This window comes from Gordonia sp. Z-3, from assembly GCF_036233855.1.
GTDB classification, from domain to species: Bacteria; Actinomycetota; Actinomycetes; order Mycobacteriales; family Mycobacteriaceae; genus Gordonia; species Gordonia tangerina.
In genome coordinates, this window is the sequence record NZ_JAZARS010000035.1 from 1 (window position 1) to 12,916 (window position 12,916).

Genomic DNA, 12,916 nt, shown 5'->3' on the forward strand with positions numbered 1-12,916 from the left:
CCGGTCGTACTTCTTCCGCTTCTCTGGCATCGTGCTCCTCATTATCGATGCCTCTACGGTTCGGGGGGAACCTCAAAGATCCATCGCAACGGGTCTTGTATCGACCGTAGACAACTAGACCGACAGCAACCAAGGGAAAACGGCCCCCTTTGTTCCCGGCACAGTCACCCCGGTCTGCTGGGTTGCGTCCGGTGTGGCCGGGCACGTTGCACGGTGACAGTCGATCCGGTGTGAGGTGCCGGCGGCCGCCGGCATCGACTGCCAGCTGCGCTGTCACCTAATCGGAAGTGGATCGAGGCTAAGAGGAGCCGCTCGGGATGACTACAAGACGCGTGTCTGTGCCGATGCGAATGGCCCGGTCACGCCAACTGGGGCGGTCGAGATGGAGTTCGAGCATCGTGATCCAGCGGTCGAGTTCATACTGGGCGATCATGTTTGAGCTTCCCAGGGGGATCACGAATAGTTCCGATTCCTGATCCCATCGAGTTGTGACGACTACTCCACCCGGGACCGCAGTAACGGTGACATCGTGCATATTGCTCCAGGGGTGTCCCGCGCCAGGCGGCGCGGAATACCACCCTGGCTTGCCAGGTGGGGCAGATGAAGGCACCGCGGGCGGTGCGGAGGTGGCAGCGAGAAGGAAACGCTCCAGCTCAAGCACAGCCTCATTCGACTCACCAGTCTGTTGATCCACCTCATCCACTCCCAGCGTTCACGGCAACCCGTTGCCCAGCGTGTCGTTCACCCAGTCCTCGCATTTACCCTCGCCTGCTTCCGAGCCAGTCTTGCAGTACCCGGTGACCACGCCCATCTGCAGGTCGTCAGGTGCACCGTCTTCCTTCATCGGCCCTGGTTCTACACGAACGAATGCCCGAATTGGTGTGTAACCACGGACCTTGAACTGGGCCTCGTATTGGAATCGCGATCCGAACATTACCGGTTCAGCTTGGTTGATGATCTTTCCGATGGCATCAATATCGAGTTTGTGATCGAGGAGGGCATGCATCCAACCGAACGGACCGCCGCCACCGGGCGCTGGGTCGGTGGTCTTGCGGCCGAATCGAAGAAGTAGGGCCTGGTGCACGGATAGGTGACAGGGTTAGTCACGCGGCCTGAGGGGCCTCGTGGTTGATGATGGTCTCGAATTCAATGGGGGTCAATCTGCCGAGGCGGTCCTGTCGTCTGCGGCGGTGGTAGGTCCGTTCGATCCAGTGCACGATGGCGGCCCGGAGCTCGTCTCTGGTGGCCCAGGATCGACGGTCGAGGACGTTGTTCTGTAGCAGCGAGAAGAAGCTCTCCATCGCCGCGTTGTCACCACACGCACCGACCCTGCCCATCGACCCGAGCATGCCGTGCCGGGTGATGGCCTTCTGCATCTTCTTCGAACGAAATTGAGACCCTCTATCGCTGTGCAGAACGCAGCCGGCCACGTCCCCTCGCCTGGCGACAGCGCTGTTCAGGGCGGCCACGGCCAGGCGGGACTTCATTCTCGAGTCGATCGAGTACCCGACGATCCGGCCCGAGTAGACGTCCTTGATCGCGCACAGGTACAGCTTGCCTTCGGCCGTCCAGTGCTCGGTGATGTCGGTCAGCCACAGCTCGTTGGGGCCGGGCGCGGTGAAGTCTCTCTTGACGAGATCGTCGTGTACAGGCGGGCCGGCCTTGCGGTGCTTGCCGCGGCCTCTCTTGCTGATGGTGCTGGTCCAGCCGCCGGCGGAGCAGATCCGCCACGCCGTCCGCCGGCACATCTTCTCGCCTGCGGCTTCGGCCTCGTCGGCGAGGTAGCGGTAGCCGAACTCCGGGTCTTCGCGGTGGGCGTCGAACAGGGCGTTGGCCCGGTACGCCTCGGCGAGCTCGGCGTCGGTGATCGGGTTCTTGCGCCACCGGTAGTAGGGCTGGCGAGCGATCTTGAGTACCCGACACGCCACCGTGACGGGGATGCCGTCAGCGGCCAGCTCACTCACGAGCGGGTACCACCTTTTCCCGGCAGATTCGCTTGGGACAGGTACGCCGCCGCCCGGCGTAAGACCTCGTTCTCCTGTTCAAGCAGGCGCACACGCCGCTTGGTCTCGCGCAGCTCACGCGATTCGGCCGACGTGGTGCCGGGCTTGATCCCGGCCTCCACGTCGGCCTTGCGGATCCACTTGTTCAGGGTCATCGGGTGGATACCGAAGTCGGCAGCGATCTGTTCGAGAGTCACACCGTCTTCACGGTTCTGGGCGACGCGGACAACGTCGTCGCGGAACTCCTGGGGATAGGGCTTGGGCACAGCTGGCATCCTTCCAGGCCGCCCGGCAGGGCAAGCCAGATCAGATGTCACCTACTCGTGCACCAGCCCCAACACAGCTATCGGGAACTCGCGGGACTGCTCCCGATGGGCACGGCTCAGCGGCAGCAGGACGGGTCAAGAACGTGCTGCAACGCTTGCAGAACGTCAGTGTGGGCGCGGTAGTGCACATTCATGCCACGACGCTCGGGTCGAAACATGCCAGGCAACCTTGATGTGGCCCACCTGACGGCTCGAGTTGGTCCCTGTGCTCAGTGGGGCTCAATCCGGCTTGATCGTCTCCATCGTCATAGTCATATACCGGGGAAATCGAACCGTCGTAGGTTCGGGTGTTGAAGGCGTCGCGCTGTGGTTGGCGACCGTGGTGATGGCAAACCCGGCGCCAGGGTTTGCTTCGACTTCCCGACCAAGAATTCCATGCGCTGTCGGTCTCGATGCAGGTTGCGGGGGATTGCGGTCAGTTCCCTGGTGGGATGCTTTCCCAGGTTTGTGTCGGCAGGGTTCGTCCTCTGAGGGAGCAGTCGCCGTGTGGTGTCCAGTATTCGCGTTCGGGTTCGCTGGCGGCTCTGATGACGGCGTCGCTGGCGAGGATCCGTCCCGGCGTGTGTTTGGCGAGTTCGGTGAGGCGTGATGCTTCATTTACCGCGTCGCCTATGACGGTGTATTCCAGGCGCTGGTCGGTGCCGAGGTTTCCGGCGAAGACGGGGCCGGTGGCGAGTCCGATCCCGATGTCGAGTTCCCCGTGAGCCAGGACGCGGTCGCGGATCTGCCGTGCGGCGTGGAGTGCGGAGTCAGCGGCATCGGCTCGGGCGACGGGCGCCCCGAAGATGCAGAGCGCGGCGTCTCCCTCGAATTTGTTGACCAGCCCGTGGTGGCTCTCGGTTGCCGCGATCACTTCTGCGAGGAGGCGGTTGAGCTTGTCGACGAATTCTTGCGGTGAGATCTGGTGGGCGAGTGCCGTCGAGTTGGTTACGTCGACGAAGAGTGCTGTTATCTCCCGGATTTCGCCGGTCAGGTCGGCTCCTCGGTCGAGTGCGCGTTGCGCGACGTCTCTTCCGACGTGCCGTCCGAACAGGTCGCGCAATCGGTCCTGCTCCTGGAGTCCGCGGACCATGTCGTTCACGGTGGATTGCAGTACCCCGATTTCGCTGCTGTCGTCGACGGGCACACGCACGTCGAGCCGGCCTTGCCCGATGCGGCGGAGTGCACCGCGCATCTGGTGGATCGGTTGTGCGACGGCGCGGGCCAGCAGTGTTTCCGCGAGGGCTCCGGATACGAGTCCGAGGGCGGCGAGGTAGGTCGCGGCGTGGATGCGGTCGGGCGGTGCCGCATCTGGATAGTGCAGGAGCGCGATGGCCGCGGCCAATGGCAGCGCGGAGGTCAGCGCCCAGGTCAGGATCAGCCGGGAGATGACTGACGTTCGTGGTGGCGCGTGTGGGGTGTCGACGGCCAGGATCGTGGCCATCACTGGACGGAGTGCACGTTCGACGAAGAGGTAGTTGTATCCGACGGTGGCAAGTCCGCCCAATGTCATGAGTAGGGTTCCGCCGAGGGCCTCCCAGACGGGCAGGAGCGCGAAGGCCGAGCCGGACATCGCGAGGATGCCCCCGGCCCACAGAGATCCGATGAGGACGGTGGACTCGGTGGGCAATCGCAGGGTGTGGCGGGCGTGGTCGGGTGTCGGCGCAGAGGAGGTGTCCAGCCACCCGAGGCTGCGTCGACGCAGGGCGAGGACGCCTCGAACTGCGGCGAGCAGAGCCACGACCACGTAGACCGCCAGGATCTGCAGAAGCGTTCCGAGCTGGGCGCCGTATCGGTGCGGTGCGCCGCCCAGAACGATCAGCAGCGCGACGACGACGGCCCCGCCCACGCTCGAGCCCACGGTCAGCAGTGGTAGACCCCACTTCGTGCGTAACAGCACCGGAACTGGCCGGGCCGCATTGTGGGCTTCTGGTGGGCGTGGCCGCCCGGGGTGAGGACGGGCACTGGTGTGCCGCATTACCGATGCATCTTCTTTCGGTCGTGTCAGCGGTCCGGCGGGTGCGGTGACGGTCTGTCCGGCCCGTCGTGGTCGAGCGCGGAGGTGAGGCGGTCGAGTAGGTCTTGGACGGCGCCGGGGGGGCCATGTTGGGCGAAGTGCTCGATCGACACGGCGATGAACACCGCCTGGGCGGTGAACAATGCGGTGCCGTCATCGGCGGTGGAGGTCGCCTTAAGGTGCAGTTTGCGGCCGTCGATCTCCCGGACGTGGGCGCTGATGCGCAGGGGCCGGTGCAGCGGGACGGGGGCGAGGTAGTCGACGGTGAGGCTCCGGGTCACTGCCGGGGTGCGGGCGATCCAGAGGCCGAAGCCGAACAGGTCGTCGCAGGCGGCGGCCACTGCCCCGCCGTGCGCGAGGCCGGGCGCACCGATGTGACGTTCGTCGAACGTCACATCGGTGTAGACCTCGTCGCCGGAGCGGAACACCACCAGTTGCAGGCCGGCGGGATTGTCTGGCCCGCACCCCATGCAGGTCGGCGAGTGCGGCGGCAGCGGTAGCTGGGTCATGGGCGTTCCTTCTCGACGGTGCTGGCTAGCGGCGGGCGCGGGATCGACTGCGCTGGGCCGGTTCAGCCGGGCTCCTCGATGCGCCTGCGTCCGGGGAAGCGCGGCCGGGTGCCCAGACCAGCAGAATCGCGGCACCCGCCGCCGCGATGAGTGCGAGGACGATCGCGGACTGCTCGACGCCGTGCAGGAACGCGGACTTGGCGAAGTCGGCGAGTTGCTGGCCGGCCGGTCCCGCCCGATCGGCGACCTCGAGGGCACCGGCGAGTGAGTCGGCGACCGGGCCCCGCGCCTCCGGTGGGAGCCGCGCGATCGCCGGGGCGATGTTGTGGCTGTACCCGGCGGCCAGGACACTGCCGGCGACCGCGATGCCGATCGCCGCGCCGATCTCGCGGGTGGCGTCGTTGACTGCCGCGGCGACCCCGTGCTTGTCGACCGCGGTGTCCGCGACAATAGCCGCCGTCGCCGGCGCCGCGGTCAGGCCCAGACCCGCGCTCATGATCAGCGTCGGCCACATCACGTCGACGTAGGTGGAGTCCAAATCGAGCCGGCTGATGAAGTAGAACCCCGCGGCGATGGCGAGCAGCCCGGTCACCGTCATCAACCGCAACCCCAGCCGGGTCGTCATCCACGGTGCGACCGCGGACAAGAGCACCAACGGCACCATCATCGGCGCCAAGGCCAGCGCTGAACCCAACGGGCTGTATCCAAAGATCAACTGCAGGTATTGGACGAGGACTAGGAAGACACCGAACGTCACCAGGAACTGGATGGTGATGGAGAATGATCCGCTGCCGAAGCCCCGACGGGCGAAGAACCGCACATCGAGCAGCGGATGATCCGCCCGCAACTCCCACGCCACGAACACCACTGTGGCCACCACCCCCAGTCCGAACCCGGCGACCACCACGGGATCCGACCAGCCGCGTACTGGGGCTTCGATGATGGCGAGCACCACTAGTCCGACCGCGAACACCACCGCGACCGATCCGATCACATCCATCAGCGGCGGATTTTCCTGGCGGGATTCGGGAATGGTGAAGGCACACAACAGCAGAAACACCCCCACCGCGGTCAGGCCGACGAAGATCGACTGCCACGACCAGTAGTCGAGCAGCAGCCCCGACCCGAGAATCCCCAGCAGGCCCCCGGACCCGGCGACCCCAGCCCAGATCCCGACCGCACGCCCCCGCTGCTGCTCGGGGAATCCCGCAGTCAGGATCGACAGCGTGGACGGCATCATGAACGCCGCCCCCACCCCGGCCGCTGCCCGCGCCGCGATCAACCACCACGGTGTCGATACCAACAGTGGCACCGCCGAGGCCAGCGAAAACAGCGCCAACCCCACGATCAGCACCGCCCGCCGGCCGTAGCGGTCACCCAGGGCCCCGGCGGGCAACACCAGACACGCCAACACCAGCGTGTACCCGTCGACCACCCAGGTGAGCTGGGTTTGCGTCGCCCCGGTGGCCACCGCAATGTTCGGAAGCGCGGTGTACAGGGCCGCCATTGAGGCGACCACCAGGGCCACCGACAGGCACGAGACCACCAACGTCCACTTCTGAGCCCGCGACAGCAGCACTCGACCATCGACGGTCATGCAGCCACCTCCACTTAACGCTACAGTTGGTAGCGTTCCACTACTATGAGTAGCACAATGTGGGGTGCGGGGATAGTGCCTGCGACTGATCCGAGGGCACAATTACGAGGTGAGCGAAGAGATGATCAACCAGAACACCGACGACGACGAGGACCGGCTCGTGGATCCCCGGAAGGCACGCTCACGCGCACGACTGCTCGACGCGGCGACGTCCCTGCTCTCGACCGGCGGTATCGAGGCCGTCACGATCGACGCGGTCACCAGGGCGTCCAAGGTCGCGCGGACTACCTTCTACCGGCACTTCACCGACAGCACCCAGCTCCTGGCCGCGGCGTTCGAGCGTCTGCTGCCCCCGGTCACCGCGCAGCCGGCGTCCGGAACGATCCGTGAACAGTTGATCGAACTGCTGGACCGTCAGGCCAAGCTCATCGAGGAAGCCCCCGCCCAACTGACGATGCTCGGGTGGCTGGCCCTCGGGTCCGCCCAACCCGGCACGGCCGGGGCGACACCGCATCTCGAAGAAGACCGGAACCCGGTCAGTTCGCTTCGCGCACGGGTGGTCAACCAATACCGCGAACCGTTCGACCGGATCCTGGACAGCCCCGGAGCCCAGCAGGAGCTCGGTCGCTTCGACACCAATCTCGCCCTGACCCAACTCGTCGGACCCATCGTCTTCACCCGACTCACCGCACTCCCGCCGATCGGCCCGGCTGAACGCCAGCAACTCGTCGACGACTTTCTCGCTGCACGCTCCGCGCAACGCGCGCTGACCGTGACCCCGGACTGATCTCTGATTCAGCACCCGCCCGAGGCGGGCTGGGACGTCAATTCGGCGATCAGCGCCTCGACGCGGGTCTTAATCTCGTCGCGGATCGGGCGAATCGCTTCCACGCCCTGGCCCGGCCGGATCGTCAAGGACCCAGTCCTGGTAGCTCTCGCTCGGGGAAGATGGGGCAGCTGTCACCGCAGCCCATGGTGATCACACGTTTGAGGCTTGCACGGCATCGGTGGTGAGGATTTTCGGTGTCTGCGCCGTGATGTCGATGCCCACCTCGGCCATCTGCGAGCGTCCGGCGTTGTACACGCAGACGAACAACTCGCTGGGGGTGATGGACATGAATTGAGATCCCTCCGTCAGGAGGGACAGGAAGCAGATGAAAATCAGGCAGGAACGGGAGTGGTCGACTCGCGCAACAACGTTGGACCCTGGTGTCCAGGCCGTCGCGGATGGCGCGGACCGTCTCGAGAGTTTGAGCCTGCGGATCGTCGAGGGTCCGGTCGGAGGTATCGCTTGCCGGGATAGATCGCGCAGGGATCGCCGCAGCCAATCGAGACCACCACATCGGCGGCGGCCAACACATCATCGGTCAGCGGTTTCGGGTATTCGGCGCCCAGATCCAGGCCGATCTCCTTCATCGCTTCGATGACCATCGGGTTGATGGCATTGACCGGTGCCGACCCGGCCGAGCGCACGTGCACACGGCGGTGGCCGTTATGGGTACGGAGAAGTGATGTCGCCGTAAGGCACCCGCGCCCGCACTCCGGGTGCGCACCCTCCGGACCCCGGGCGTTCTTGCTAGCCCCGTGGTCGAACCCGTTTCGACGCACGTGGCATTGTTCGCCAAATCATTTGATAACAACAGTGTTCGGCTGCGAATGATTGGGCCACTCGGTTTCATAGCTCCTTACGCAAAATACTGCGGACGTGAAGCCCTAGATTAACCTTGACTCAATCACGCGAGGCGGTAAGACCTGACTGGTGAAAAGGATTGCAGTACAACGCATTTCGCGCTATACTTGAGCTACTGGGAATGGCGACTGAGAGTGTTTGTCGAATAATGCTGGTTCAAATATTGACCGTCCACCAGCCTCTGCGGCCGCGTGAAGAGAACAGGACTCCTCGTCATGACCAGCACCACCGACTACGCGCAGCGCGCCGTGGCCTACTGGGCACAGTCTGAACGTGCCTACGCCGAGGGTGATCCCCGCTACGGCGACGAGCTCGCCGAACTGTACGCCCAATGCGAACAGTGGGCGTACGAAGACCTCACCGGCGTCCGCAGCGACGTCGCCTAAACCACCGACCGATACGAACAAGGAGACAGCAGGTGATCGTCATGGCCGACAAACCCGAGGTCGCACCCTCTGATGTGCCGCAGCCGCCGGCCACCGCGATCGAACCGCTGCCCGAACTGGAAACCGTCACCGCCGGAGACGACCTCACCCTCACCGGCACCATCGGTGACGACACCGCCGAGGTCGACAACACCCTCGCCCTGGAACTGGACATGCTCACCGCACTGCTGTGGGCGCCACCGGCCCGGGCCCGCCTGGTCGTCGAGGCGTTGATCGGCTCGCGCGCCGACCGCGACGCCGGCACCACCACCACCGTGCTTCCCGCCGGCAGTGTGGTGTTCCTCAGCCCTGTGCATCAGGACGTGTTCGACACCGTCGTGGCGTTGCTCGACGAAGGTAGCCCCGCCACACCCGTTCTGGTCAATGCGCGGTTTGCCGATCGAGGACTGACCACCCGCACCCGTAGCGTCATGCTCGAGATCGCTTCCCCGCGGCACGGCCGCCCCGTCGCCGACAGCGCCGACCTGCCTCACCTCGCCGCCGCCCTCATTGACGGCTGGTACCGCCGCGGCTACCGCGCACTCCTGGCCCGCATGACCCAAGTCACCACCGAACGCCCCACCGCCGAACTCGCCGGCCACTGGACGGCCCTCACCGCACACCAGCAGGCCGCCGAAACCCGATGGCTGGCCATCCGCGACACCCTCGCCCGCATCTGAACGGAAAGGCACGCCGTGATGACTGACGCCGACCCCGACGCCCAGGACCGCGAGATCCAGGACCTCGCCGCCGACATGCGCGAGCACGGCCGCAGCTGGGCCGACATCGCCCACGAACTCGCACTGCCCGAAGCCACCGTCAGAATCGCCGCCGCACAAGCACACCACCGAGCAGCCGAACGCGTTGCCCGCGACCAGATCGCCCTGTTCTGACAGACCCCACTGATAAGAAGGTTTCCATGCCCACACTGATGGTCCTTGGCCCCCCGTTCGTGCTGTTGCTCATCGGGGTCGGGCTCACTCTGCTCGGACAATGGCAGAGCAAAGTTCGTGACCCCCAACCCATCTACCGGGCCGCGGCCGGTCTCGGCGTTCTCGCACTCATCTACGCCGCCATCCTCTCGGTGCTTTGACCGCGGCGACCCGCGGCGATCTCGACTGGCGCTGACGCGAGATCAGGGAAAGGGGGTGCCGGACGATGATCGACTCGAGGTGGATCAGGCGCTGGCCTGAGTTGTTCGCCGATTTAACCGACACCCAGGTCCGCGGAGTGGTGCAAGCGATCGACAACAACGTCCTCGACGGTTGGGACCCGCAACGCGAGGACATCGAGTTCCTGACCCGCGACGCGCGCGGCGAGTTCACCGAGAGTGAGGCGATCGCCGAGGCGGTCGCGCTGGCCACGCGCACCCGAACGGTACGCGCTGATCACGAAGCCCCGCGCACGTAGAATTGACCTTGAGGAGGTTTGTTATGGCTGCACCGCACACCCGACAGACGCGCACGGAGGACGAGGTCCTGGCCGCAGCGACCGCCGGCCACGTCATGGCCGGCATGCCGCCGACCGCCGACGATGTCGATGCCGCGCGTCGCGTGCTGCGCGGGGAATCGTCGGTGGAGGAGGAGCTGGCGCAGATGCGCGACGAGTTTCGCCAACGTCGGAGCTGACGACGCGGCCGTGACATCCCACGACCCCGAGGCCGGACAGGTACCTGAGAACCTGCCCGGCCTCACTCATGCAGAGGACCTGCGCGACTACGAGCGACGCGCCGCGTACCTGCGCGTCAGCGAGCTCGACCAGCATCCGGATCTGGTCACCGGTGACTTCGACTTCGCGCATCTGCAAGCCATACACCGCTACATCCTTCAAGATGTCTACCCGTGGGCGGGCCAGCCGCGGCGCCGCGGTGAAGAGACCGCGGCCATGGGCATGATGCACTGCCGGGCGGAATTCCTCGACGGCGAACTACGGCGGGTGTTCACCGCCATCGACCGTCACCGGCCCGCCCCAGATGATCGCGATGCCGCGATCGCCACTGTTGCCGACCACTGGGGCGAGCTGACTGCCGGTGTTGCGAACATATTCGCAACGGAACTATCTTCCGCCTGACCGGACGGCTCCAACATGACCGGTTCTGTCGGTGCCGGTCGCTAGTATTCGGATCAGTGCTCGACTCGCGAGCACATTGGCGTTCTGACTACAGAATTGGTAGGCGCCTGTTCCGACTACGGATCGAGGAGAAATGGCGGATTTTGAACTCAACAAGGCTGGCCTGCGCAAGTTGGAGGACGACCTCAAGAAGAAGCTGTCCGGAGGAGTCAACGTTCCACGTGGCGGGTCCGAGGCTGCTGCGGTCAGTGACGTGAAGGCTCAATTAAAGAAGATGGGCGTTACTCCGAACGATGCTGAAGTACGGCGACTGGTGAGAGAGGCGCGTAAGGAGTGACTGCGTGCGACGGGCTCCCGAGTCGTCCCAGAGCAGCGGGAGCATTCGAGTCGACAATGCTGCGGCTGGGGTGGCCGCTTGGACGCGATTTTGCGCGTGTTGGCCGTGAGTGTTCAGGCTTCAACTTCTGACACGATGGCACGGCTGTCATCTTGCGCGATATCAATATCGTCAAGTCCAGCACTTGGTGCGGCCGGCTTCCCATCGAATATCAACTTTCTTGCGCGGCGACCCGCGCGGGTCTCCCAGCCCATGAAGTCGACCTGCCATGCGCGCTGCGCAGCTAGTAGGGACACATCGAGCACATATACGTTGTATCGATCCGACGCCTGGTTGGGCACAGTTTCATTCGTTGCGACTAGGTGAACGAACCTCATATTCTGAAGTCTATTGGTCATGTCCACCAATTCGGTGTTACTGGAATCGATCAAGAAGCATGAGGACTTCGTATTCCGGCAGTGATCAGTCAGTGCTATTACTAGGCCATGCAAGTCGTCTGAATAGCCCCCCGCATCCTCTCTCATATCACTGTACTTAGTGTCAACGGTCTTTCCGGCCGCGGAGTTGATGTCTTCGGCAATGATTCGTTCGCTTCCAGACTTGCCGGAGGGACCTCGATTTTTTGCGCTGGAAATGCTTTCGCTTACGAGGCCAATGTAGTCTCGAGGAACCCCGCCAGCGGCCAGAATTAGTCTGTCCAAGGCCCCGTCTGTAAATAGGCTCTTTCTTTGAACCTCGCACTCCTCGCAAAGACGGTCGAGGATCGTTTCGAGGAAGCGTTTGGAGTTCTTAAACTCCCGAAGTCCTCGATCAAGAGATAGGTCTCGTATATCGTGAGGCGCTTGGAGGCCAACTGGCGGATTACCGCCCGCGTACAGTCTGGTCCACAGAGAAATGGAACCAAACTTCAACCATATTCCCGTGTCTTTTACAACTCGATGAAAGTAGCCGGCAATGTTTGGCTGGTCCTCGCGACTCAGATGATAAAAATCGTCCAGAATGATGAAAGAGTCAGGTGCCAGTCCGCCCACCGCGAGCATTAGCAGTCGATAGTTTGAGAGCGCGCGCTCTAGGTGCTCCTTCTTCGTCGCGCTGTACCGGTGCGCAACAGCGCCCTGCTGAGCTTTTTTTGATGATCGACCTTTCTTTTGACCCACGTTTCCAGATAAGCCGCCATGGCCGCCGGAAACGCTGACTGTGCCTTCGGCAGTAATATCTACTTCGTTAGAGTAGCTTTCTGTCCACTCGATTTCGCTTTCGCTCGGAGCCTTCTGGCCTGACTTGGCTCAATTTAGTGTCCACCGCGGATTGCGGTGATGACTTGTTGCAGGTCGTCGGGGATGGGGTCGGCGGCGTTGATGTTGTGTCCGCCGGCGTTGATGGTGATGGCCCGGTAGCGGCGGGCGGTGGTGACGAACTTCTTGATCGACCAGCCTGAGCGGGCTTCGATGACGCGGGTGATGGCCAGCGCGGCGAACACGATGGTCAGGTGTGCGTCGATGGAGTCACGGGTGTGATGGAAGATCGGGCGTGCGGCCAGATCGGATTTGGACATGCGGAAACTCTTCTCGATCCGCCACAGCTGATGGTAGGAGCCGATCACGAATTCCGGTGTGGGCGCGACGATGTTGGTGGCGTAGGCTTTCCAGCCGGCCAGCATGCGGGCTTTGGCTTCCAGGTCACGGTTGATGCTGCGGTCCTCGCCGGTGACCTTGACGAATCGATTGCGTTTGATGGGCAGTTTGCCGGCGACTGCCTTCTCGGCCTTGGCGATCTGCTCGCCGATGCCGCGTAGGCTGCGGCGCGCCCGGTCGGCGCGGTACTGGTAGTAGACGACGTGATCGCGTCGCTTGTTCTTGGACCCGGCCGGATACGGCTGGGTCAGCACCAACCCGTCCGGCGGGGTTGAGTCGGGATTGTCCCTGTGCCACTTGTCAATCAGGTACGGGATGGTGGGGATCTT

At 64.0% G+C, this 12,916-nt stretch carries 16 protein-coding genes and 2 pseudogenes; 9 read left to right on the plus strand and 9 right to left on the minus strand.

The window, feature by feature from the left end:
- Positions 1 to 712: 712 nt before the first annotated feature.
- From VX037_RS23410 to VX037_RS23430, 5 genes are all read right to left on the minus strand, one after another.
- Positions 713 to 1,084, minus strand: coding sequence for a hypothetical protein (locus VX037_RS23410; protein WP_328716075.1), 372 nt, complete (start codon positions 1,082 to 1,084; stop codon positions 713 to 715).
- Between the two features lie 19 nt (positions 1,085 to 1,103).
- Positions 1,104 to 2,269, minus strand: a protein-coding gene (locus tag VX037_RS23415) for an IS3 family transposase (protein ID WP_328716076.1) whose coding sequence is annotated in 2 segments (ribosomal slippage) — positions 1,104 to 1,982 and positions 1,985 to 2,269 — 1,164 coding nt in all. Because the reading frame shifts where the segments join, the coding sequence is not laid out codon by codon here.
- A 475-nt stretch (positions 2,270 to 2,744) separates the two neighbouring features.
- Entirely contained in the window at positions 2,745 to 4,169 is a 1,425-nt protein-coding gene (locus VX037_RS23420; protein WP_230461871.1) for an adenylate/guanylate cyclase domain-containing protein, read from the minus strand.
- Between the two features lie 143 nt (positions 4,170 to 4,312).
- The gene (locus VX037_RS23425) at positions 4,313 to 4,834 is read right to left on the minus strand and encodes a PaaI family thioesterase (RefSeq protein WP_287014847.1); all 522 of its coding nucleotides are present in this window, start codon (positions 4,832 to 4,834) and stop codon (positions 4,313 to 4,315) included.
- 25 nt (positions 4,835 to 4,859) lie between these two features.
- Positions 4,860 to 6,431, minus strand: coding sequence for an MFS transporter (locus VX037_RS23430; RefSeq protein WP_287014846.1), 1,572 nt, complete (start codon positions 6,429 to 6,431; stop codon positions 4,860 to 4,862).
- Positions 6,432 to 6,552: 121 nt separating this feature from the next.
- On the opposite strand from VX037_RS23430, the gene VX037_RS23435 reads away from it, so the two are divergent.
- The gene (locus VX037_RS23435; protein ID WP_287014849.1) at positions 6,553 to 7,218 is read left to right on the plus strand and encodes a TetR/AcrR family transcriptional regulator; all 666 of its coding nucleotides are present in this window, start codon (positions 6,553 to 6,555) and stop codon (positions 7,216 to 7,218) included.
- 8 nt (positions 7,219 to 7,226) lie between these two features.
- On the opposite strand, the pseudogene VX037_RS23440 reads toward VX037_RS23435, so the two are convergent.
- Both VX037_RS23440 and VX037_RS23445 read right to left on the minus strand, forming a co-directional pair.
- Positions 7,227 to 7,548, minus strand: a pseudogene (locus tag VX037_RS23440) (heat-shock protein HtpX).
- Positions 7,549 to 7,618: 70 nt separating this feature from the next.
- Positions 7,619 to 7,937: pseudogene (locus VX037_RS23445) on the minus strand (arsenate reductase/protein-tyrosine-phosphatase family protein); the annotation flags it as partial.
- Between the two features lie 399 nt (positions 7,938 to 8,336).
- On the opposite strand from VX037_RS23445, the gene VX037_RS23450 reads away from it, so the two are divergent.
- The 8 genes from VX037_RS23450 to VX037_RS23485 all read left to right on the plus strand — a co-directional run bounded on the left by VX037_RS23450 (position 8,337) and on the right by VX037_RS23485 (position 10,953).
- On the plus strand, positions 8,337 to 8,507 hold the full coding sequence (locus tag VX037_RS23450) for a hypothetical protein (RefSeq protein ID WP_328716078.1): 171 nt from the start codon (positions 8,337 to 8,339) through the stop codon (positions 8,505 to 8,507).
- Between the two features lie 32 nt (positions 8,508 to 8,539).
- Positions 8,540 to 9,226 (plus strand): hypothetical protein, encoded by a 687-nt coding sequence (locus VX037_RS23455; protein WP_287014844.1) that lies wholly within the window; start codon positions 8,540 to 8,542, stop codon positions 9,224 to 9,226.
- Between the two features lie 18 nt (positions 9,227 to 9,244).
- Positions 9,245 to 9,439, plus strand: coding sequence for a hypothetical protein (locus VX037_RS23460; RefSeq protein WP_287014843.1), 195 nt, complete (start codon positions 9,245 to 9,247; stop codon positions 9,437 to 9,439).
- A gap of 26 nt (positions 9,440 to 9,465) precedes the next feature.
- Entirely contained in the window at positions 9,466 to 9,639 is a 174-nt protein-coding gene (locus VX037_RS23465) for a hypothetical protein (RefSeq protein WP_287014842.1), read from the plus strand.
- Positions 9,640 to 9,704: 65 nt separating this feature from the next.
- Positions 9,705 to 9,956, plus strand: a complete 252-nt coding sequence (locus VX037_RS23470; RefSeq protein ID WP_287014841.1) for a hypothetical protein — start codon at positions 9,705 to 9,707, stop codon at positions 9,954 to 9,956.
- A gap of 23 nt (positions 9,957 to 9,979) precedes the next feature.
- Positions 9,980 to 10,174 carry an antitoxin VbhA family protein gene (locus VX037_RS23475; protein ID WP_287014840.1) on the plus strand — a complete coding sequence of 65 codons (195 nt, stop codon included), beginning with the start codon at positions 9,980 to 9,982 and terminating at the stop codon, positions 10,172 to 10,174.
- 10 nt (positions 10,175 to 10,184) lie between these two features.
- Complete coding sequence (locus VX037_RS23480; protein WP_287014839.1) at positions 10,185 to 10,616, plus strand: Fic family protein; 432 nt, start codon at positions 10,185 to 10,187, stop codon at positions 10,614 to 10,616.
- 133 nt (positions 10,617 to 10,749) lie between these two features.
- Entirely contained in the window at positions 10,750 to 10,953 is a 204-nt protein-coding gene (locus VX037_RS23485) for a hypothetical protein (RefSeq protein WP_064865669.1), read from the plus strand.
- 113 nt (positions 10,954 to 11,066) lie between these two features.
- Here the strand turns inward: VX037_RS23485 and VX037_RS23490 are convergent, their stop codons facing one another.
- Both VX037_RS23490 and VX037_RS23495 read right to left on the minus strand, forming a co-directional pair.
- Complete coding sequence (locus VX037_RS23490) at positions 11,067 to 12,110, minus strand: hypothetical protein (RefSeq protein WP_287014838.1); 1,044 nt, start codon at positions 12,108 to 12,110, stop codon at positions 11,067 to 11,069.
- Between the two features lie 134 nt (positions 12,111 to 12,244).
- On the minus strand, positions 12,245 to 12,916 hold a 672-nt coding region (locus tag VX037_RS23495), incomplete at its 5' end, for an IS1634 family transposase (protein ID WP_442903742.1).

What these genes read in the sequence shown, in the direction of transcription:
- VX037_RS23435 (WP_287014849.1), top strand. Translation starts at nt 6,553, where the DNA reads ATGATCAACCAGAACACCGACGACGACGAGGACCGGCTCGTGGATCCC.
- VX037_RS23475 (WP_287014840.1), top strand. Translation starts at nt 9,980, where the DNA reads ATGGCTGCACCGCACACCCGACAGACGCGCACGGAGGACGAGGTCCTG.
- VX037_RS23460 (WP_287014843.1), top strand. Translation starts at nt 9,245, where the DNA reads ATGACTGACGCCGACCCCGACGCCCAGGACCGCGAGATCCAGGACCTC.
- VX037_RS23485 (WP_064865669.1), top strand. Translation starts at nt 10,750, where the DNA reads ATGGCGGATTTTGAACTCAACAAGGCTGGCCTGCGCAAGTTGGAGGAC.
- VX037_RS23450 (WP_328716078.1), top strand. Translation starts at nt 8,337, where the DNA reads ATGACCAGCACCACCGACTACGCGCAGCGCGCCGTGGCCTACTGGGCA.
- VX037_RS23470 (WP_287014841.1), top strand. Translation starts at nt 9,705, where the DNA reads ATGATCGACTCGAGGTGGATCAGGCGCTGGCCTGAGTTGTTCGCCGAT.
- VX037_RS23465 (WP_287014842.1), top strand. Translation starts at nt 9,466, where the DNA reads ATGCCCACACTGATGGTCCTTGGCCCCCCGTTCGTGCTGTTGCTCATC.
- VX037_RS23430 (WP_287014846.1), bottom strand. Translation starts at nt 6,431, where the DNA reads ATGACCGTCGATGGTCGAGTGCTGCTGTCGCGGGCTCAGAAGTGGACG.
- VX037_RS23425 (WP_287014847.1), bottom strand. Translation starts at nt 4,834, where the DNA reads ATGACCCAGCTACCGCTGCCGCCGCACTCGCCGACCTGCATGGGGTGC.